Source organism: Flavitalea flava (genome assembly GCF_054461575.1).
The window spans coordinates 82,148-102,759 of sequence record NZ_JBTLQH010000012.1; the positions used below are offsets into that span (position 1 = coordinate 82,148).

At 45.0% G+C, this 20,612-nt stretch carries 16 protein-coding genes; 4 read left to right on the forward strand and 12 right to left on the reverse strand.

Annotated features, from left to right (window positions below):
* Window positions 1-4: 4 nt before the first annotated feature.
* The 5 genes from ACX0G9_RS13490 to ACX0G9_RS13510 form a co-directional block, all read right to left on the reverse strand.
* Entirely contained in the window at window positions 5-1,399 is a 1,395-nt protein-coding gene (locus ACX0G9_RS13490) for a GHMP family kinase ATP-binding protein (RefSeq protein WP_459065443.1), read from the reverse strand.
* Window positions 1,400-1,408: 9 nt separating this feature from the next.
* Window positions 1,409-2,599, reverse strand: coding sequence for a DegT/DnrJ/EryC1/StrS family aminotransferase (locus ACX0G9_RS13495; protein ID WP_459065444.1), 1,191 nt, complete (start codon window positions 2,597-2,599; stop codon window positions 1,409-1,411).
* A gap of 26 nt (window positions 2,600-2,625) precedes the next feature.
* The gene (locus ACX0G9_RS13500) at window positions 2,626-3,507 is read right to left on the reverse strand and encodes an SDR family oxidoreductase (RefSeq protein ID WP_459065445.1); all 882 of its coding nucleotides are present in this window, start codon (window positions 3,505-3,507) and stop codon (window positions 2,626-2,628) included.
* 357 nt (window positions 3,508-3,864) lie between these two features.
* Window positions 3,865-4,791: a DUF4476 domain-containing protein gene (locus ACX0G9_RS13505; RefSeq protein WP_459065446.1), complete on the reverse strand. Its 927-nt coding sequence runs from the start codon at window positions 4,789-4,791 to the stop codon at window positions 3,865-3,867.
* Between the two features lie 131 nt (window positions 4,792-4,922).
* Window positions 4,923-7,493, reverse strand: a complete 2,571-nt coding sequence (locus ACX0G9_RS13510) for a TonB-dependent receptor (protein ID WP_459065447.1) — start codon at window positions 7,491-7,493, stop codon at window positions 4,923-4,925.
* A 158-nt stretch (window positions 7,494-7,651) separates the two neighbouring features.
* On the opposite strand from ACX0G9_RS13510, the gene ACX0G9_RS13515 reads away from it, so the two are divergent.
* Window positions 7,652-8,014: a winged helix-turn-helix domain-containing protein gene (locus ACX0G9_RS13515; protein WP_459065448.1), complete on the forward strand. Its 363-nt coding sequence runs from the start codon at window positions 7,652-7,654 to the stop codon at window positions 8,012-8,014.
* 45 nt (window positions 8,015-8,059) lie between these two features.
* Here the strand turns inward: ACX0G9_RS13515 and ACX0G9_RS13520 are convergent, their stop codons facing one another.
* The 3 genes from ACX0G9_RS13520 to ACX0G9_RS13530 form a co-directional block, all read right to left on the reverse strand.
* Window positions 8,060-12,658 carry a molybdopterin cofactor-binding domain-containing protein gene (locus ACX0G9_RS13520; protein ID WP_459065449.1) on the reverse strand — a complete coding sequence of 1,533 codons (4,599 nt, stop codon included), beginning with the start codon at window positions 12,656-12,658 and terminating at the stop codon, window positions 8,060-8,062.
* A 10-nt stretch (window positions 12,659-12,668) separates the two neighbouring features.
* Complete coding sequence (locus tag ACX0G9_RS13525) at window positions 12,669-14,138, reverse strand: hypothetical protein (protein ID WP_459065450.1); 1,470 nt, start codon at window positions 14,136-14,138, stop codon at window positions 12,669-12,671.
* Window positions 14,139-14,430: 292 nt separating this feature from the next.
* A complete protein-coding gene (locus tag ACX0G9_RS13530) occupies window positions 14,431-14,961 on the reverse strand; it encodes a host-nuclease inhibitor Gam family protein (protein WP_459065451.1) in 531 nt (176 codons plus the stop codon).
* A 303-nt stretch (window positions 14,962-15,264) separates the two neighbouring features.
* On the opposite strand from ACX0G9_RS13530, the gene ACX0G9_RS13535 reads away from it, so the two are divergent.
* The gene (locus tag ACX0G9_RS13535; protein WP_459065452.1) at window positions 15,265-16,116 is read left to right on the forward strand and encodes an NAD(P)-dependent oxidoreductase; all 852 of its coding nucleotides are present in this window, start codon (window positions 15,265-15,267) and stop codon (window positions 16,114-16,116) included.
* Between the two features lie 83 nt (window positions 16,117-16,199).
* On the opposite strand, the gene ACX0G9_RS13540 is transcribed toward ACX0G9_RS13535, so the two are convergent.
* Window positions 16,200-17,003 (reverse strand): LamG domain-containing protein, encoded by an 804-nt coding sequence (locus tag ACX0G9_RS13540; RefSeq protein WP_459065453.1) that lies wholly within the window; start codon window positions 17,001-17,003, stop codon window positions 16,200-16,202.
* Between the two features lie 239 nt (window positions 17,004-17,242).
* Between ACX0G9_RS13540 and ACX0G9_RS13545 the strand changes: the two genes are divergently transcribed.
* Window positions 17,243-17,842 (forward strand): 2OG-Fe(II) oxygenase, encoded by a 600-nt coding sequence (locus tag ACX0G9_RS13545; RefSeq protein ID WP_459065454.1) that lies wholly within the window; start codon window positions 17,243-17,245, stop codon window positions 17,840-17,842.
* 1 nt (window position 17,843) lies between these two features.
* On the opposite strand, the gene ACX0G9_RS13550 is transcribed toward ACX0G9_RS13545, so the two are convergent.
* Window positions 17,844-18,287, reverse strand: coding sequence for a VOC family protein (locus tag ACX0G9_RS13550; RefSeq protein WP_459065455.1), 444 nt, complete (start codon window positions 18,285-18,287; stop codon window positions 17,844-17,846).
* Window positions 18,288-18,401: 114 nt separating this feature from the next.
* Between ACX0G9_RS13550 and ACX0G9_RS13555 the strand changes: the two genes are divergently transcribed.
* A complete protein-coding gene (locus ACX0G9_RS13555) occupies window positions 18,402-19,376 on the forward strand; it encodes a GlxA family transcriptional regulator (protein WP_459065456.1) in 975 nt (324 codons plus the stop codon).
* A gap of 17 nt (window positions 19,377-19,393) precedes the next feature.
* Here ACX0G9_RS13555 and ACX0G9_RS13560 read toward each other — a convergent pair whose 3' ends face one another.
* Together ACX0G9_RS13560 and ACX0G9_RS13565 are read right to left on the reverse strand one after the other, a co-directional pair.
* Window positions 19,394-19,708 (reverse strand): MmcQ/YjbR family DNA-binding protein, encoded by a 315-nt coding sequence (locus ACX0G9_RS13560; RefSeq protein ID WP_459065457.1) that lies wholly within the window; start codon window positions 19,706-19,708, stop codon window positions 19,394-19,396.
* Between the two features lie 100 nt (window positions 19,709-19,808).
* Window positions 19,809-20,540: a carbohydrate-binding family 9-like protein gene (locus tag ACX0G9_RS13565; protein WP_459065458.1), complete on the reverse strand. Its 732-nt coding sequence runs from the start codon at window positions 20,538-20,540 to the stop codon at window positions 19,809-19,811.
* Window positions 20,541-20,612 lie beyond the last annotated feature (72 nt).

Consider the following 20,612-nt stretch of genomic DNA (forward strand, 5'->3'; position numbering starts at 1 on the left):
ATTACTATTTTATTATTTTGATACCATAACTATCTGCACCGTCGGAGGTTCCTTCGAATAGATAAGGGTCTCCCAATTTCGCATCCGCATAATTAGAAAACAGTTGATGGATCAAAGGTCCAGCCTGGGCATCGGCAAGGATGGCGACCGTTCCCCCGGCTCCTCCTCCTGTAATCTTGGCGCCATAAATACCATTCGAAACCCCCTGGCTTCGGCAAAGGCCAACCAGGTAATCCGTTGCTTTTGCACCCAGACCGCATTGCGTGTATGCAAAATGGGATTGGTACATCAATTCTCCCATCAGGGTAAAGGCCCTTGGCGAAGGAGCCATGGAAGCGCCCCGGGAAAGCTCAGAAAATAATTGAACCCGCTGGTTCTCTTCGATGGCATATCGCGTATTCGCACGAATGTTATAGACCACTCCCTCCCTCAGAGACGTAAAAGGGTCCGGATGGACCTTGTATTTATCCAGGTATTCTTCCCGTGAAATCTTTTCAGGAAGACTATATTCATATTTCTCATAAAACTCAGAACGGGAAAGATTGGCCAGATAACCATTCCATACCGGATCTGTATACCGGGATATGTCGGCACTGTTATCCAGGCGTACGGGCAGGTTTTCCAGATCGCAGATGATCTTATAACCCATGAAGGCAGCTGCTCTTGCCGCTTCATATTCTATGCCTGATACCTGGTGACTGACGCCGGAATCGATGCCCCAAACTTTTAATTGTTCCGGAAGACGGATCAGGGGTTCGGGATTACAAGGCTGACAAACAAGTGGCATAATATATCCCTGTCGCCCAGTCACCACTGCAATCTGGTCCATTATCCCACAAGCGGAGTCGGCAATGGCATTTTCCACCCATTGGCAGGCAAGGGCAAGCTCAACCCCTTCCAATACGATCCCGTATGCCGCGGCAGCCGCTTTCATCACCGCGACTTCGATTGCCGCCGAGGAACTGACCCCTCTATTAAAGGGAATGGTAGATTCCATAAACAAACAAAGACCAGATTCAATTTGTCCCGGGTATTTTTTTAACAGGAAGTGTATATTCCCTAATACATAAGCAGTCCACCTAACGGAAGGCGTACTGTTCACGAATGCCCGGACCTTTTCCATATCCGTTAACTCATCGAGACTGATCCGGATATCCCCCTGCCACCCAGCCTTGCTGACATTGCTGTTCTTCAGAATTACGAAACGGTCTTCCCGTAATTGGGCAGCCGCATAAGTTGCTTCCCTTATCGTCGATTCAAAAACCAGCCCTCCGGTATAATCGTCATTTCCTCCCATCAGGTCCAGACGGCCCGGTGCACGGGATATAAATATGGGTGACGCTTGTGAAAAAAAATCGTTTTTTGATTGAAGCTGCAGTACTATTTCTTCAAAATGCATAATTATTTTTTAGGGTCTGACCTTCTTAAAGCTTTCAACGAGGTAAGCAAGGGCTTCTTCCGTTTGTCTTGGGTTGATGGGAAGTGTAACAAGCCTTTCTCCCAATTTTTCAGCATTAGGGAACTGCCCTTTTTTAAATCCCCGGTTTTTGAAGGCCGTGGAATAATGAAGAGGGATATAATGAAAACCCAATTTAATACCAAATTTATGGAGCATATCATAGATCAGGTCTTCCTTATTCATACCAAATTCAGCAGGATCGATCATTACCGGGTACAGGTGAAAGACGTGTTTATTATAAGGACGTACAGTTGGCAGGGTCAAACCCGGGATATCCTTAAGTCCTTCGGTCAGGTATGCAGCATTATTAATACGTTGCTGATTAAGGTAGTCCAGTTTCCTCAATTGTTCAACGCCAACAGCAGCCTGGATATCTGTCATTCGGAAATTATAACCGCAGTCATCGAAATCCTGCCACCAGAATTTTTTTCCTACCGGAAACTTCTCCTCATCCAGTTTGCAATATTTCGTGCTTTTGCCATGTACCCTTGTGCAATGAGACCGGTAAAGAGAGATCCGTTCGTATACCGACGCATCATTGGTAAGGACAATACCGCCTTCTCCGAGTGTAGAAATATTTTTTTGTTCATGGAAGCTAAAACAACCTGTAGTACCGAAGGTACCCACTTTTTTACCTTTGTATTCTGCACCTATTGCATGAGCACCGTCTTCGACCACATGGAAATCATGTTTTCGTGAAAGCGCCATGATCTCGTCCATCTCGCAAGGCTGACCATAGAGGTGAACAGGGATGACCGCCTTGGTATTCGGGGTCAGTTTTTCTTCGATAAGGCGATGGTCGATATTATAGGTTTCCGGGTCGATATCGACAAAATCCACCTTGGCGCCAAGCGTGACAGGAGCTGCAGCAGTGGCTATCCAGGTAATGGGCGTGGTCAGCACGCGGTCTCCCGGTTTAAGTCCAATCCCGATCATAGACAAATACAAAGCCGTTGACCCGTTGCTAACAACCCTGGCATATGTTGAACCCGAGTAATCGGCATACTCCTTTTCAAAACGGATGCACTCATCCCCGCTGGTGGGCGCATTGTTGCGAAGCACCCTCAGTACAGCCTCCTCTTCCTCTTTACCATACTGTGTCCCAAATTTGATCTCCAGGTCGAATTTAATACTACTCATATTTTGTCGTTTTATAGGGTAATTTATTAATTTTTAAAAATAAGGGCCAGCGCCTCTTCCAGGGATAACATCGGCGTTCTCAGGATACCTTTCGCCCGCTCATTACTGAGTGAGGCGTCGTTTGGACGGGGTGCTCTGCCGGGTAAAGAATTCGAATCAACAGAAAGAATAAGTTCCTCGGGAAAACCACCGAAGGCGGCGATCTTTCTACCCATTTCATACCGGTTTATCCTGGTATTTCCTGCCAGGTGAATGATCCCACCAAATCCTCCTTCAGCCAATTCAAGGAGAGCCGAACCAAGAGTAATCACATCCACCGGGGTGCGAATTTCATTGGCCGGGAATTTGACCGGTTCTTTTTTCTGCAGCTTTCCTACCAGATCCGCCAGGAAAGAATTGCCTTTGCCCATGACCGGCAATCCCATTACCAGAGAAAGCCTCGCCACGACGTTTATATCGTTTGCGTTTAATACGATCTGTTCCGCCCTTACTTTGGTGGAAGCATAATAATTTATGGGGATGGGTAGGTCTTCTTCCGTATAAAGGCCTTCTTTTCCGTCGAAGATAGAATCGGTCGAGCAAAATACCAATTTAGCGCCTGTTTCCTGACAAAGAGAGGCAAGGATTTCCGTTCCGCCTACATTTACAGACTCTGCCAAGGCCTGGTTGTTCTCGCATAGGTCAATATTGGCCATGGCAGCAGTATGAATGACTGAATCAGGCCTTACCTGCCGGAAGAGTATTTCCATGGCACTCCGGTCAACTATGTCCGCCTGGTGGTAGGTTACCCGCCCGGTATCCTCCGACAGCGCTGATCTGCCTGTAGCATGCAATTCCCGCTTTTTGGGAGCCTGGGCAATGATACTCCCGGCAACGAAGCCATTATATCCTGTAACTAAGATCTTCATGGGTTTGATTTGGGCGAAATTAAAACATTAAGAGATTGATCTATTGTTTTAATACTCAATCAACAAAACTATTTTCAACCGATTGCAATTTTCGTTTGAAATTTGCGTGGGTCAGGGTAAGAAGAAGCAAGAAGGGTTTTCATATTTTTTAATTATACAATATGAATAATGTACCTGAAATGACAATAAAGAACAAAATTAGTGGCCCATGATCACTTATTATGCCTTTTACTGCAAAAGAGGCTATCTCCTCTAAGGAAATAGCCTCTTTTGTCAATGCTATACTTTCTAATACATATAACTAATCCATATAACTAATGCATATTTTAATGCATATACGTCTTTAAGCTATCATTTTTAATTACCGGCCATAAAATGATTTAATTCTTCTTTACTGGCATCAAAGGAAAATACGGAAACTACTTTAAAATAATTTTTTGGGTCGGTACTATAGGAATAGGCAAATTTTGCGAAGGCAAGTTTACTTTCTTCAAACCCGAATAGTTTACAGATCTCCATAATCTGGGTTACACAAAGGCAATTGGTGGAAGCGATCGTTTTTGCCGAAGACAATTTTGAATCTTCGAAGCTGTTGCCGGCAATCGTTTTTTTAGCGGCCGCAAAATCAGTTCCAGCCATCGGATAACCATTACATCCGGAAGACTGTCCATTGCCTCCCGAAGATTGAGTATTGCCGTTATTCTGGTTATACCCTGCTCCGGAAGTACTTGTCGTGGTAACTGTCGTACTTTCCGCAATCACAGGCTGATTGATCGTTACATTCATACCTGGCGCATTCATAGTGACACTGGTGACCTGCGGGTTAGCGATCGTGGTCTTGGTCGTGGATGTTGTTATAGCCGTATTTCCCCCAGCATCCTGCCTGCCGAACTGATGAACATACATACCCGTAGGAGGAATAAAATTCTGCTGGACGGCAATCGCAGAATAATAATTGATCTTTACTTTGCCCGCTTTGTCCTTCCTTATTTTATAAGTTACATCCATCATCGTCCCATCCTGACCAGCTACCATCAGATTAGCCTTGGCGATGGTACCGAGGGTCGCATCGTCAAAGATGATCTTTGCGTTATAATAAGGCTGGGGCAATTCTTCGATCCTGATATTCGATTGGGCGACAGTATTCTGTTTTTCGCCATTCAGAATAAGAAAAAATTTATCGCCATCTTCCGAAAAGATAGTCAGATTGGCAACAGGCTGATTCTGAGCCTGGATGAGCACTGCCAGGAGCAGGCAGGTAGTTAAGAGGAAAAGTCTTTTCATAGCTGAGTTTTTAAAAAAAAAGAGGGTTTAGGGGTCAAATGCACTGTCAATAGCCATTACAAGGCTAATACAGCAAAGGTTCAAACGTTTATGACGGGCTTAAATTGTTGGCTCCTGATCGAAATTTGAGGTCATTTCAGTCCATACGTTAAGGTTGTATAATACATGCCGCCGATGGAAGGGCCCCCAAGAAAGGAATAATAATATTTATTAAGAAGATTAGTAGCACCCAGTTTCAGCCGGCAGGCTATTTTCGGCCAGGTATAATTTACCTGCGCATCCAGCGAGGAATACGCGGCTACATTTCCGTTGACTAAAAAGGACTGCCAATAATACTTACTTTGCCATTTCCCGACGATACCCGCGCCTAAATGGTTGCAAATATTTTCCTTTGATATGGAAAGGTTAACCATCCATTGAGGGGTATTAAATCCATCCTCCAATCCATCTTCGCCGGAAGATTTTTGAAGTTTGGCAAATGAGGCATTCCCATTAGCCATGTATCCATCGGTGTTATAACTAATACCCAGACTTGCTCCATAATTATATACCCTCGTCTGAGAATTTGTCCACATGCGGTATTGGTTCTGCTGTCCTTTATTGTACAGATTGAAAGGAATGGAGTCCGGGTTCTGCGTTTTTGGGACGTTCATATTGGCCTGTGCTATGAAGGATTGATAATTATTAAAATAAAAATCGGCATCGATGAATATCCTTCCGTTGGCAAAAAGCCCTTTATAGCCGCCTTCGATCGAGTTCACATGCTCCGGCTTTATATAAGTATAAGTATTCCGGATAAGCCGGGATTTATTTTTTTCAATAGCTGTGCCCTGGCTAAGCCCATTGGTATTGATATCATTGAGCACAGCCTGCTGAAAGGCTGAAATGGAAGTTTGCAACCAGGCATTCTCAAATATCCCGTGCGACATAACCGGCAACCCTCCTACCCGTTTAACTCCTCCGCTATTAACATTCGAATAGGCTTCAAAAATGCTGGGGAAGCGATATCCGCTCTGGAAGGAAAGACGAAAATGCTGGGTATGACAGGGAGAATAAACTGCCGTAAACTTTGGATTCCAGGTCTGGTTAAAATAATCGTTTTTATCTGTCCGTAGGATGAATCCTGCTTTTAACCTGTCTTTCAGCCATAATTTTGTCAGGGAAATGAAACCTCCTGTTTTACTATACCGTATATCCTGATCTGTTTTTCCAGGAACAGGGTTGATAAAATAATTTCCGTCCGGAACGATGAAATAAGTCCGGTGGTCGGCCCCGGCCAGGATATCGAGTCCAGCCTTTTTCTTCAGGCCTTTTAACCATTGCTCCGTCAAGTTTACCTGTCCTTCACCATGTATAAAATTCGCTTTGACTTTTAAGGCTGCACCACTATCCCAGTTATTGATCTGTTGCAGTTTACCCAGTACATTCTTAAAAGGGGGCGTCCCCGGCTCAAATCTACCGGCATCCGCAAAGACACGGGCCTGCCTGTGTGCATCTGCGACGGAGCTGCCCCCCTGATAAGCATTATTGAACCGTGTCGTATAATCTGCATACCAGGCATTATCGGGTTTATAATTGCGATCAATATTCTCGGCCATTGACCGTAGATTGTAGGAATTTCCCGCATTCTCCGTGTTGAGATAAAGTCTGGCCTGCACGGAGTTCGACTGGAACTGCAGTCCATGCTGCTGAAGGAGGTAGTCCTGCAGGCGGAAACGATTTGCACGTTGGTAAACATTATCCAATACGGCCACATGATAAAGATAACTGATGGTTGTATTCGCATCAATCCGGTAATAGACCCCGACATCTCCTTTCACATTTTGCAGGCCATAGTCGACCAAGTCCTTTTCATCGTACCCTGTTCGCGCCACTACATAACTTTTTCCTTTCAGACTGATCGTTTTCCGGTCGGAGGACTCATTGCCATATCCATTCACCGGATCCCGTGCAGGGTTATCTGAGCCAGTAAGACCGGTACTGGCATTGGCTGCTGCATTCAGATCGGAATGATTATCCGCAATCCAGTCGTAACCTTTGGTGAAAGAGGCATTCAGTTTAAAGGCCAATCGGGAAGAAATTATCTTAGCCCAGCGCAGGCTGGTCTCCGAATACAGCCTTGCTCCCGTCCCCGGGTCACCCAAATGTGTAACTGCTGTTTTTTGCTGAACACTAAGACCGGGCGAAAAAAATGGATTTTTAGTGGAAATATTGGCCAGCCCGTTGATCGTATTCATTCCATATAAGGCGGAAGCCACACCGGGCACAATTTCCACGTTATCTACATCCAGGTCAGATGGTCCAAGAGCATTTGCTATCGGGCCTCCGATATGAGGTGACGCAACATCCATCCCATCAACCAACTGGGTAAAACGGACATTGGTAGTATTGGCAAATCCCCTGGCATTTAAAACTTTAAAACCAAGGCTTGGCGTGATCACCTGTACTCCCTGTACATTTTCCAGGGCATCGAAAAAAGAAGGGCCCGGGGATCCGCTAAAATAGCGTTGCCCTACTTTCTGAATACTAACGGGAGACTGAAGTATATTTTCCTTGATGCGCGTGGCATTGACGGTAACTTCCGTTAAGATTTTGAAGGTGGAATCCATTTGAGCGGGAGCCGCTGAAGACGATGGATTAACCTGCCCGTAACCGAGCAAATAAAAAAGGCAAAAAGAAATCAGCAAGATTTTTTTTCTCATAACAAGGTTAGTTTTTTTCGCTATATTCTTTAATATATAACGAAATTAGAAAAAAAGGAGGAAAGAATTTATTTCCCCCGTTTATTCCTCATAAAATCTTCCGGAAAAAGCAGTAATTTTCTTCCGACGAATTAGCTATCGGCTAAAAATCAGGGACAATGGAAAAAAAAATAAAAGGATTATTAATAAAGGGTGATTTTACAGTAAATGGAAGTCTGTGGATCGAAGGCAATGGAAAAAAATTTTTTGGCCCTGGCCCTGTTGAATTACTCGAACACATAGGCCAAACCGGTTCCATCCTTCAGGCAGCCAAAAAAATGGGCCTATCCTATAAAAAGGCATGGGAACTGGTCAGCAATATGAATACCATGGGTTCCAGGCCCTTTGTCCTTACCAGTACCGGAGGCGAAAAAGGAGGAGGTTCCACCGTTTCAGAGGAAGCCAAACAAATGATCGTCTATCATCGCCAGTTACGCGAAAGATTTCGCCTGTTCCTGGAAAACGAAACTAAAAATTTATAGCTCCCGGCAGTTCCATGTTTGTTCTAAAACAGTCGCATGTTTGATCTAAACCGGTCCTAAACCTGCCATTCTTATTCCATTATCACAGGCAATCATGATCTCCTGCACTGTAGCGGGTGCATCTAACCGGAACGGACCGTTTATACCATTATTCATCCTGGCCGCCCGCACAGCTTCTTTGATCGCAAAGAATACGGTTACGGCAAGGACTAACGGAGGCTCTCCCACTTCTTTAGAGGATAATACATCCGTAGGATTCTCCGGAACAATGGCGGCAAGATTCCTGGGGAACAGATAAACATTTAATTCCAGGGGAATGCTGGACGCGGCCGGCGGCTTATAGGTCCAGGTATTGAGAGAGTTCAGTCTGCCCTTGTCCGGACCGGAAGGTTCAAAAGCCAGCATTTCCGATGTGACATAACCGATTCCCTGTACAAATGCCCCTTCTACCTGACCGACGTCGATGGCAGGATTCATGCTCCATCCCATATCATATACGATATCCGAACTTAAGATCTTGGTTTCTCCGGTCAGTACATCCAATTCGACTACGGAGCAGGCAGCCGAATAAGTAAATCCGGAAAATGCATTAAAGGCTCCTGGCGCCCCGTTAGGGCTGCTTTGATAACCTGGTATCGATGGCTGCTGATCATGCGGTTTGTAGGAAAGATTGGGCGTAGGCGCTTCTCCCCCGACGATGGGGCCGCTCAGACTACAGGTCAGGTTGATCCTGTTCTGATAGGCCATCGAAACCAGGTTCTGCCAGATCAGCGGTTTTTTGTGTGGGGCCGTTGGTTTGTCCTGCCAGCCCAGCACCCCATGATTCCAGAAATCGATTCCCTGCAAAACGCACCAGTCATTTCCATTCTTTTTGAGCATATCGTAACCAAATTCCGTCAGGACCTGTCGCAACTGTTCGCAGATCCGTTTAACAGCTTCGGCACTATAGGAAGTCCCGGTGGATGCTCCTGTGCTGGTAGGGTTGGGAATGGTACTGGTCTTAGCGCCTTCCACTTCAATAAGGCTCATCGGCACATTCAGGATATAAGAGGCGACTTGCCGCACCTGGGTCAAAAGGCCCTGCCCCATTTCCACACCGCCCTGGTGAATGATAATACTACCGTCGCCCTGGTAAACGGAGACGATGGCACCTGCCTGCTCCAGCATGGTTAGATTATAACCCGAGCCATATTTAACGGGAATCATGCTCAATCCACGTTTGCGATAAAGATTTTCGTTATTATATTTTTCGATCTCTTTTATTTTATTCTCATACTCGCACATTTCTTTCAGATAATCCCAGACCTCCCGCATATAACAATAGGTCAATGCCTGGCCGAACGGGGTAACATCTCCCCGTTCGTATAGATTTTTTTCCCTTACCGCTTCCGGGGTCATTCCAATGGAATGCGCAGCATCGGCAATGGCATTTTCCATCATTAATTTCCCCTGGATATCGCCGAAGGCCCGCATGGCGGTGCTGGGGGCCGTATTGGTCCGGCAAACATCGATTTGGGCCAAAGAGTTGGCGATCCGGTAAGCATTGTCTGCACGGGTAATGATACAGTTAGACACAACAAACGAACAGTCATAAAATGCTCCGCCATCCCCATACATTTTGAGGGACAGACCCCGGAGGATTCCTTTGCTGGCCAGGTTGCCCTCCCCTTCACCTTTGTCAATGGCGACCTGGGATTGCCCGTAATAAGGATGCCGTTTGCCGATCATCGCCATGTCCTGTTCACGTGTGAGAACCAGCCTGACCGGGCGCTTCAACGCCTTGGCAGCAACGGCGGCGGCGGCCGTAACGAACTTGGCCTGTTCCGTTTTTCCTCCAAACCCTCCTCCGACCGGGGGGATCTGGATATCGATACTATTGTATTGGACACCCAGAGCCATTGCTACCGTCGAATGCATGGCCATCGGGCTTTGAGAAGAGGGCCGGACGATATATCGTCCTCCGTCCAGTGGTTCAGCAATGGCCGCCTGGGTCTCCATATAAAAATGCGCCTGGCCACCGGCCAATTGCGTGGATTCCACCACGGTACAGGTATTTCCGTCCACGATGGTATCCCGGGTGACGATCGTTCTGTCGATGGGCGCTTTCTTTTCATTTACCCAATCCATCCTGCTTCCCCTTCTGGTAATCTGCCAAACATGGGAATTAAAAGGGGCGGAACTGGGGTAATCCGGGTAAATACTGTTATAAAGAAGGGCCTCGTCAATACCCAATACCGGTTTGATCCACCAATCCTGCCCGTTCGGCGGCATTAGTACCGGCGTATACCCGATGCAGTTATCCGTGATATAACCCGCAATATGGGCTGCCTGCTGTTCCGTATCTGCACAGGCCAGTGCAAGAGCCTGTCCAACATAATCGACTTGTTGCTCAGTGAATACGGGCTGATCCGACCCCATACCCAGGAGGTTAATTCCCCCGTTCTTAAACGCCTCGCTGGTCACCAGATCGGTGAAACTGTCAAATTTCCCGGAAAGAAAATCACGCAATACGTCCGTTGAAACCGGTTCATCCTTTTCCGGCAACCTGAAATAAAAATTGGCCAAAGCCTTTTTACTCTGTACCAGAGATCCATTGACTGTTTGAGGGGGTACTGGTAATTCATGGGTATAATGTAATTGTCCGGAAGCCTGCTCCATTGCGGTGAACTTAATATAAGGCTGGGAAACCGGGGCCTTAAAATCCTGCGTCTCATATAATTGAAAACCGTCACTGACAGGCCATCTTCCCCAGGTAATATCACCGGCGGAGCGAATATCGGAGGGAACAGGGATCTTTAATTCAGTCATGGCATTGATTATGGCCTTTATCAGAAAACTTATGGCCAATCCCAGCTTATAGGTCCTGGTGAACCCGTCATAAGGTAATTGAGCCGTACGTGCTGTTTCCTTATCCAGGGCGTCTATAATCTCCAATCCTAGGACGGCTATTAATTGGGAAATAATATCCGGTGATAAAGTGGAGCCATTCAACAGCCTTTCCGTTTCAACGGCTTCAAAGGGGTAAGGTAACAGCCCTCCAAAAAACAGCAGGGCTCCTTTGACTGTTTTTTCCTGCACCCAAATTTGGGTGCCGGCGTTAACGATACTATGGGCGTTCACCTCCCTTAAGGCCACTTTTTGCGCTAATACCACATGATCCATGTCCCCGAAAGGAATCAGATAAGAGATAAGGACGATCCTTTCGGCCAGGGTCGGATCGTTTATGATCTTTTCACAAAGGACGGGTATGTAATCGACTTCATCACTGCCTCCGTCCTGATCGGAAGAGAATTCATAATATTGGATCTGACTGCCAGTGGCCGCCAGTACCGTCAGGAGGTCCGAAGGAAAGGGTTCACCCGTGCCTTGCGCAATATGTTTTAACACGAGCATGGTGTTACCTCCCAGGGTCGCTGCATTTCGTACGATGCGCCCTGCGGTCCTTCGGGCCATGAACTGAACGGCCCCCCAGTTGATGGTTTCCCGGTCGCGATCCTTTGGAATCCGGTCGGCATATTTTTTTATGGCGTGGTCCAATAGTTGAATCAGATCACTATAGGTGGTTCCGGCAGAGACCAGGATATGCTGATCCGTTATATCCGGATCCTTGTGCAAATCAGGAATGAAACGGAGGTCCAGCAATACCCGGGCATCCTGGAAATTCAGTTTATAGATCCCGAAAGCCGTATTGGAATGGACCATATAAGGGCTTGAATCACGATGCTGATTCCAGGCCTTTTCCAGATCGTCCATCGAAAGCGGGGTTATCCAGATCCTTGATCCATCCTGAACAGAAATGCCGCTTGGGGGGAATTTTGCGTCATCCGGAAAGGGAATGACAATGGAGGAAGCAGGTAATTGTGAATTAACCGCATCATCCCCGATACAAGGCATCCGGAATGATTCATCAGCAGGTGTCCAGTCCGAGGCAAAGGTTTTCATCCCGGTTAATATTGCGCGGTAACCCGTACACCGGCAGATATTACCGTCGAACGCATCTTCGATTTCCCGCTTGGTAGCCTCAGGATTATTGACGATGAATTCGGACATATTCATCACGAAACCAACGGTACAATAACCGCATTGCGTGCCATTATTAATAGCCAGCCGCTGGGCTACGGGGTTCATCCCCAACTGGGTTTTCTCAGATGGATGTTCCGCAATTTCCTTTCTAAGTAAAAGGGAAGGTTTGAATGTGGGAGAAAAGGCAGGGGCCTTTTCGATCGCGCTGAATACGGCCGCTCGTTTCGAGGTTGCTTCCTGGTAAGCCTGCAGCACCGATGGGATCAGGGGCTCTTCCGCCGGGGCCCCACCCCTGCTGGATATCGCCGAGTGGGTAAGAAATTCGGCATTCGCCATACGGGCCGCTCCGGTCCCTTCCACCGTTGTGACCACCATTCTATTTACAGCCACCAGCGGCCGTAAACAGGAATTGATCGCCCGGTGTTTCACTTTACCGGCCTTTTCATTCCACTCGGATAAAATAACCGTGCATCCGCCGCAGCCACCCTGTGCGCAAGGCTTTTTCGGGCCTGCTAAATGTACTTCCGGTGACCGGAGATAATCGATGAGCAAAGTTTCCGTGGATGGATTCTCAATGGTCACGGGATTACCATTCAGGAAAAAAGATAAGGTGGTATCCATATTGGTATTTTTAGAAATTTTCCTTCGTTTCGGGCAAGGTATTGGCTTTAAGTTTTGAGCCTCCCTTTTTAAGAAGTTCCACTCTTTTGAAAGGCAGGCCTCCCCGGATAGCCGGATGTTCTTCTCCCTTGAATTGGTTGGAATAAAATCCACCGATGAGATTATTTTTCCATTCCCAGTAATATCCCAAAGCCAGCGAGACCTGGAGGGAAAAATCGGTGGAGGTAGCCAGGGCGGGGTCATAGGCAGTTCCGCATTTGAGATTCCGGAAATATCTTTTCCATGCCGGATCGTTGGTTTGGGTAAGATATTTCATGGACCCATTCGGCAAGGTATCTCCAATAAAGGCTTCTTCGGGCACCAGGGGAGCGTATTGGGGGAATTCGCCGGTTGCATGACAGGACATACAGGAACAGGTATTCAGGTCAACGGGACCATCCAGCCTTCCACCCCATCCGAGATGCTGAAGGGGAAGATCTCCGGAAGTATTGATAAAGGTCTCTTTGAGCGTATCATTGATCATGGTTTTAATCACCGGATAAGGATTGATCCAATTAGTGGTGTAGTTAGGGTCATCACCGAACTGGATCCCGACAGGCACAAGATTTTTTACCCGCTCCTTCATCGTTTTACCGTTATTGAGATTTCCATTGTAGCAAAAATTGCCAAAGATCCAACCGGTACCATACTTGTCGGCCGCCTTGTCCTTCACCATGATATCCATTTGGATCAGGTTAACCGTTTTGACGATCCTATTGGCACTATCCCCAAAAGTCGGAGTTATGTAGGCCAGTTTGGCATATGGGTTTTTCAGATAGGGTACGTCGGTGGAATCCAGTTCCGTATACAGCAACTTAAATATAACGGTACCCTGGGGAAAGCCTCCCTTTGGAGCTTGGGTGGCCATTGGGTCAGGATCGGTGGAAGGGTTCCACATTTTGTAAAGTATATGTCCGGCAAAATCATTATAAAAACCAAGCGCATATACCTGGCCGGGATTCTTCTGTTGCGGGGACAATTGGTAGGGGCTGATGGGAGCTTCTTTGGCAAGGCCGCTAAAACCTTCTGAAGCCAGGGGCCCATAGTGTAGCCAGGGCATATGATACCAATCCCGTTGTTTATTATCCTGTGCAACAAAATCGGCCTGGATCATTCCTTCGAAACAATAATCCCTGGCAGCCATCAGCCATTCTTTCCACCGGCTCTTATTGTCAAAAGGAATTTTAAAAAATGAAGGGATCTTATCTTCCCCCGGCAGATCTTTGGGATAATCCTGGCTTAACATAAAAGCCTTACGACCCGGGTATTGTTTCAGGAATTGGTTTACCGGGATCATGGCTCCGAAATCCGGGAAGCGCCCTGAGCCTGCTGCGGCTTTTTGGGCAAAATCGGGTTGGGGATCGGTAGAGGACATACCAATAAGAAGAATACATATACCGGTTATACAAGTCGTTACCCAAAGAATACTGCGGTTTTTCATGATATTACTGATTTAGAATTTGAGGAATAACAGATCAGCTACTATCAGGCGCAGGTTGGTTAGGATCGGGTAAAAAATTAAAAGGCAATCCTAATGAATGCTTAATAAATACTTAAGGGACAGAAATACTTAATGGACAGGGAATCTGAAATAAGGGAAAAATCAGGGCTATGCCCCGGCGAGTAGGTTGTAACTCAAATGTAAGAAAATAATTTCGAATAACAACCACCGTTAAAAGACCCTTTTTATTTGCGGGAATCAACTGGATGTTTTAACGGGATTTATGATATGATCAGCGGTGAATAGAATAGGCAACGGATAATTCTTCCGTTTTGGCCTCTACATAAAATGTTTCATCCTGAATGACATCAACGTAACAACTATCTTTTATTTCTTCAAATTCTTTTTTATCCCTGGAAGAAATCAGGGCCTCTTTATTGATTTCATAGGAGGTACGGACAAACATCGGAAATGCTTTCCGCAAGAGTTCAGTTACGGCATCCCAGGTAAACTTTTTATCTTTCACTAATTTAGGATTACCAGTCCGGAACCCTATCTTTCCCTGGAGAAGTTCGAAACTCTTTCCCTTCCAGTTGTCTTTAAATTTTTGACCATAAACCTGGAGAAGTTCCATTTGTTCTTCTTTCGAGGCTTTTAATTTTGAAATATCGCCCTGGAATTTGCTATCGATCAGCTGTTTTTCTTCTTCCATTTTCGTTTCAATTACTTTTAACAGCGTATTGCACTTTGCAAAAACAGCCATTGCCTGTTCCGCCTCCTCGTGAGATACTGTCGTGATCAGTATCTTTTTTGCTCTTCCCATAACTTTTTTTTAAAAGGTGATGATTTTGCACACGCTTACCGGAGCAAAGAAACAAAATGCCCTGCCCTGAAAGGTGTGGTAATGGCCTAATAATGAAAAATAACGGGTCGTATATACAAAATTATTAAGTAGAATGATAATAATCAACCGGATCGGGATTAAATAAGGCCAGGTAAACGTTTCTTGCAGAATTAGCTAAACAAAGTTCCCGTGTGGAGTACAAATAAACTTTTACAGTTTTGGTTACAATTACAAATATCAAGTAGATAAAGTATTGCCTATCTTTATAAATAAAAAAAAACAATGATCGCATTCTTAGGCATGGGTCTTCTCGGGAGCAATTTTGTCAGGGCTTTGCTGACAAAAGGATACCAGGTACAGGTATGGAACAGGACAGCATCAAAAGCAACCGCATTGGAAATTTTTGGAGCAAAAGCATTTATTCAGGTCGCTGATGCGGTAAATGGAGCGGACATCATCCATCTTACGCTCAAAGATGATGCAACGGTAAACGAAGTACTGGCCGCAGCAAAAACAGGTCTTAAGCCCGGAGCCATAATCGTTGATCATACCACTACCTCTGCGTCAGGAGCCATACAACGGACCGGAGAATGGAAAGAGCTTGGTTTTACCTATCTGCATGCCCCTGTTTTTATGGGCCCGCAAAACGCTCTGGAAAGTACAGGTAATATGTTGGTTTCCGGAGATCAGGCAATTATTGATAAGCTCGGGCCGGAATTATCAAAAATAACCGGGAAACTGATCAATTTTGGTACAGAAACGGGAAAGGCGGCAGGAATGAAACTTATCGGCAATCTCTTTCTTGTTTCCCTTACGGCAGGACTGGCAGATACGCTTTCCCTGGCAAAAGCATTGCAAATCCCCGTAGATGATGTTGCCGCCTTATTTGATTCCTGGAACCCGGGTACAAGTTTGCAGGCCAGGATAAAAAGGATGTCAGGGGGTGATTACAGCAAACCATCCTGGGAATTGAACATGGCAAGAAAAGACACCGGGTTATTCATCGAGGCCGCTCAAAAAGGCGGAACAACATTGACTGTTATACCTGCCATCGCTGCCAGAATGGACCATTGGATAGAAAGAGGCCATGGAAATGAAGATTGGACGGTTATTGGAAAAGACGCCTTGACATAGCGAAATAAAAAGAAAAGAGGCCATCTCAATTAATTTTGAGACGGCCTCTTCTAAAAGTAGCTTTATTGATCTACAAAATTGATCTAATTCTGGAAGTCCTTGGACAATTCGGCGATTTCATCCGCACTCAGCACTCTGTTATAGATTCGCACCTCATCCAGTTTACCGTTCAGGGAAATGGGATCGTTATCCCACCATCCTCCGATAATGACCTTGGACGCCGGACAAAGTAGAGCCCTGGTTCCGGTTCCGGTCTTGGTAGAAATTAACTTCCCATTGACATAAACCCAAATAGTTCCTTTATGGTAGGTACAAATGATATTATACCAGCTTTCGGGTTGGGGAGTAAAAGAGGTTGTATCATTTACACCATTTGGCTTCAAATAACCGGTATTATCACAGCCAGCCGTACTATCGTTAACGGCAAAGTTAAAATTATTGGTGCCTATAATATTGGTCCCGGAAATGAAAGTAGGTGCATACCCGTTGACCGGGTCGACCATGCTTAAGAATCCTTGCCAGCGGGAAATATCCCTTTGCATCACATTATAGGACGTGGAAAAAGCCGTATCGAATTTAATAGAGCCATTATTCACAACTTTTACTCTTTCTCCGTTACCGCCGCCATTGAATGCGCTGTTGGCATATCCATGTTCATCATAGGTTAAAGCGGCATCAGCGGTAGGATAAGTTAAATTGCCATTTCCGCTGGAGTCGGCAAAGTTTCCATCAAAAGGAAGATAGAGTAATAACCCTTTTTTCAGATTAACATCTTTGGAAGGAGTGGTAGGTGGATTATCCTTTTTGCAGGATAAAAAAAGACCTATACCAACGAGGGTAACAACCAACAAATTTCTAAAGAATAGAGGTTTGGATAAATTTTTCATTGATTAAGTTAAAAGGTTAAAGATTTAGATCGAGAAGATAAATGTCTAAGATTCATGTAAAAATAACCAATTTATCAGGATTTAAAAATCTACTTTGCATTACCGTTAATCGTTAGCTGATTTAACAAGCTAATATTAGGAAGAAATTAACCATTTAGCATATATCCTATTAATAAGGATACCTTCGCCATACCACAATTTGGATAATTCAATCAGACAACGCCAAAATCTAAAACTTATTGCAAAAGATCTTCGATACTTTAATTAACTCTTTTATTGATACAAAGATCGGGATTACTGAAAATTTTTTAACGGATGAATTAGCCGGTCATCTTAGAATTCATTTAGCCGGTTTGCTGGAGGATAACTACTTTTTGGCAGCAGGAACGGGCAACGGGAACGAGCAGGTCCTCGATAAATTATTCAGAAGTGATGTCATTTACTGGCTTGACCGGAAACATAATAACCGGTTCGAAAATGAATTCCTTGCCCTGATCGATCTTTTTATAGCCTATTTGAACAGTACCTGCTACACAGGTATAACCGGCTGCGAGTTTCATTTTGCGGTATATGGAAAAGGCGCCTTTTATAAAAAGCACCTGGATCAGTTCCGTAACGATCAAAGCAGGCAATATTCCATGATCATTTATTTAAATAATCTTTGGGAAGTGGCGGATGGAGGGCAATTACGAATCCATCAGGAAGGTAATACCTTTGACATTTCCCCCACCAGCGGGAAAAGTGTATTTTTTAAAAGCAACGAATTGGAACATGAAGTGTTGCTGACAAATAAACCCCGACTTAGTATAACCGGCTGGTTAAAAATAAGTGACGACTAGTTTAGGAGTTACCCGGTTTCTCCTTTTCCTGGTCGCTGTAACTGACCATCCATTGAACGGCGAACTTGTCTTTACACATACCGAAATAGGCTCCCCAAAAGGTCTTGTTCAAAGGCATTTCTACCTGGCCGCCAATGGACAGTTCTTTGAACAGGCGGTCAACTTCTCCTTCGCTTTCTGCATGGATACAAATATGGAAATTGTTTCCGGTTATTATGGTTTGTCCCATGGTTTCCAGCATGTCTGTAGCCATAATTACATTCTCACCAACAGGTAAAGACACATGGATGAGTTTCTCCTGGTCATGGGTGGACATTTTTTCGCCACCCGGTACATCTCCATATCTTGAAAAAATAGTGAATTCCCCACCAAAAACGGATCTGTAAAAGTTCATAGCAATTTCGGAATTCCCCTTAAAATGTAAATAAGGATTGAGCTGAAGCATGATTATAGATTTTGGTCATGGCCACAAAATTATTGGCAATAATTGATATTATGGAGGGTGAATACGACAATCAAGGGGGTTGATCCCGCCAGGAAGAAGGGGTATCTTTAACCGATGATAAATATTACTGTATTGGTATTAAAGCGGGCCGTACTGGCATCCATTGCCGATGCCGTCCATATCTTTCAGATGGCCAACGAATTTCTAAGGCAATCAGGCTCTCCTGCCCTGTTTCATATCTCCCTGGCTGGTCTGACACAGGAGGTTGACCTTCAGGACGGATTATTCACCATACATCCGGATACCATGGTTGGTGACATTCAACAAACGGACCTTGTTATAATTCCTTCCATGACCGGAGACATATTCAGCGCTACTTATCTGAATAAAGGTTATATATCCTGGATATCAACCCAATTTAAAAACGGGGCGGAGGTGGCAAGTTTGTCGGTTGGCACCTTTTTACTGGCCTTTTCAGGCCTTTTGAATGGCAAACAATGCACGACACACTGGATGTATGCCAATGAATTCAGGACACATTATCCCGGCATACGTCTGGTGGACGAGAGAATGTTCTCCGATTACAGGGGATTATATTCGAGCGGTGGGTCATATTGGAATCTTCTGTTGCACCTGGTGGAAAAATTCACCAGCAGGAAATTGGCCATCCGGGTGTCCAAATATTTTGTGATCGATCTGGACCGGACCAACCAGTTGTCTTTTGCGGTATTCAAGGGCATCAAGGATCATGATGACCAGGCTATACACCAGGCACAGGTCTATATTGAACAGAATTACCGGGAGAAACTGACAGTCGATCAGCTTGCGGCACGCTTCAGCATCAGCCGCAGGACATTCGAAAGGAGATTCAAAAAATCAACGTCCAATACCGTTGTTGAATATATCCAGCGTATAAAAATCGAGACGGCAAAATTGCAATTGGAATCGGGGAGAAAAAACGTCAACGAGGTGATGTATGATATTGGTTATTCGGATACGAAGGCATTCAGGGATGTGTTCAAAAAGATAACGGGAATTACTCCAGCTTCCTACAGGGCAAAATATAATAAAGACAGCCCGGACCGGTGATTTTTGAGGAACCCTGATTAATCCAAATTCCTGTTTTTTCGGAATTGTTCCTGGACTTTATCCGGGGCGGCATCATACCAGGCTGAGGTAATAGCTTCTTTAAGCATTTCCTTTTTTATTTTTTTTAAATTTACGGTTGTCCAACCCTGGTTGCCCCAGCCACCTTTTACGGGGCTGAAGGATATTTTGTCTGCCTGGCAAAATGCAGCCTGTTCCAATGGCGTAAATTTAAAATTCGCCGTACCTTCCAAAACGCGGAGCGTTGCAAAAATCCTTTTTTTTGTCCGGAAAGCAGGATTCCCCATATGATCTACCTCCTGTGTTTCAGGCATGGAAAGACATTGTTCGCGAAAGGTTGGGATACTTACCAAATGGAACCCGGTTTTTCAGATTATAGCTGTTTTGCCTATTATTCCTGTTTAATCTCAAAAGTCATTCAAATACAATTTGTCCGTATTTTTCGAATTCATGAAAGGAAGTCTTGATGGGACTCCAGGCCCACTTGATCATTCGACCGCTGTCATAATCGAGCCTGCAAAAATTTGCATTCCAGGTTGTTCCGCTAATGGGAGGGACATTGCTTAAGGGATCAAATATGGAATAAGGGAAAAACTGCTCGGCCTTCCAGGACAGGATGGCGGCATTGGATTCTCCCTTTCCACCAATTATCTCTACCTCTTTTTTGATACGTCGCTGGTTTTCATAATGCCAGGGAACCCATCCACTCACTTTCCCGTTTAAATTGGGGATCAGCAAGGTCAATTCCTTATTCAACTGGTTGATCTCATATTCCAGATACAAAGGCATTCTTGGGTCAGGATGAAAAAAAGCTTCAAAAACGTCTCCCCGGAAAAGATTCTCGAAATCTTTATCATAAGAGGTAGTTATCCGGTCGTCCTGCCCTTCAAATAAAAGATAAATGCCTTTCGGGGAATAAAGGATCTTAAACCGGCTTTCATAATTCCTGCCTCCCGAATCAAGCTTAATTAGGGAATTCCAATCCGCTTTATTCCATTCCGGATTATTCCCTTTGCCTGTTATGTCAAAATCAGTACATTTTTTGACCATCAGCGAAGGGTTTGCTGGAAAATCGGGCGCCGGCTTGATAATCGCAGGGTAAATTCCGCTTATCAAAAAGGACAATACAAAAATCAATGATTTCATAATGTTGGTTAAAAAAGAATGGGAAAGTAATATACCGCATAAATATGATTTCATGGTCTGAAACTAGGTTGT

Bases quoted from the DNA above. Each gene is read 5' to 3' on its own strand.
- ACX0G9_RS13490 (WP_459065443.1), bottom strand. From the start codon at position 1,399: ATGCATTTTGAAGAAATAGTACTGCAGCTTCAATCAAAAAACGATTTT.
- ACX0G9_RS13495 (WP_459065444.1), bottom strand. From the start codon at position 2,599: ATGAGTAGTATTAAATTCGACCTGGAGATCAAATTTGGGACACAGTAT.
- ACX0G9_RS13500 (WP_459065445.1), bottom strand. From the start codon at position 3,507: ATGAAGATCTTAGTTACAGGATATAATGGCTTCGTTGCCGGGAGTATC.
- ACX0G9_RS13505 (WP_459065446.1), bottom strand. From the start codon at position 4,791: ATGAAAAGACTTTTCCTCTTAACTACCTGCCTGCTCCTGGCAGTGCTC.
- ACX0G9_RS13510 (WP_459065447.1), bottom strand. From the start codon at position 7,493: ATGAGAAAAAAAATCTTGCTGATTTCTTTTTGCCTTTTTTATTTGCTC.
- ACX0G9_RS13515 (WP_459065448.1), top strand. From the start codon at position 7,652: ATGGAAAAAAAAATAAAAGGATTATTAATAAAGGGTGATTTTACAGTA.
- ACX0G9_RS13520 (WP_459065449.1), bottom strand. From the start codon at position 12,658: ATGGATACCACCTTATCTTTTTTCCTGAATGGTAATCCCGTGACCATT.
- ACX0G9_RS13525 (WP_459065450.1), bottom strand. From the start codon at position 14,138: ATGAAAAACCGCAGTATTCTTTGGGTAACGACTTGTATAACCGGTATA.
- ACX0G9_RS13530 (WP_459065451.1), bottom strand. From the start codon at position 14,961: ATGGGAAGAGCAAAAAAGATACTGATCACGACAGTATCTCACGAGGAG.
- ACX0G9_RS13535 (WP_459065452.1), top strand. From the start codon at position 15,265: ATGATCGCATTCTTAGGCATGGGTCTTCTCGGGAGCAATTTTGTCAGG.
- ACX0G9_RS13540 (WP_459065453.1), bottom strand. From the start codon at position 17,003: ATGAAAAATTTATCCAAACCTCTATTCTTTAGAAATTTGTTGGTTGTT.
- ACX0G9_RS13550 (WP_459065455.1), bottom strand. From the start codon at position 18,287: ATGCTTCAGCTCAATCCTTATTTACATTTTAAGGGGAATTCCGAAATT.
- ACX0G9_RS13555 (WP_459065456.1), top strand. From the start codon at position 18,402: ATGATAAATATTACTGTATTGGTATTAAAGCGGGCCGTACTGGCATCC.
- ACX0G9_RS13560 (WP_459065457.1), bottom strand. From the start codon at position 19,708: ATGCCTGAAACACAGGAGGTAGATCATATGGGGAATCCTGCTTTCCGG.
- ACX0G9_RS13565 (WP_459065458.1), bottom strand. From the start codon at position 20,540: ATGAAATCATTGATTTTTGTATTGTCCTTTTTGATAAGCGGAATTTAC.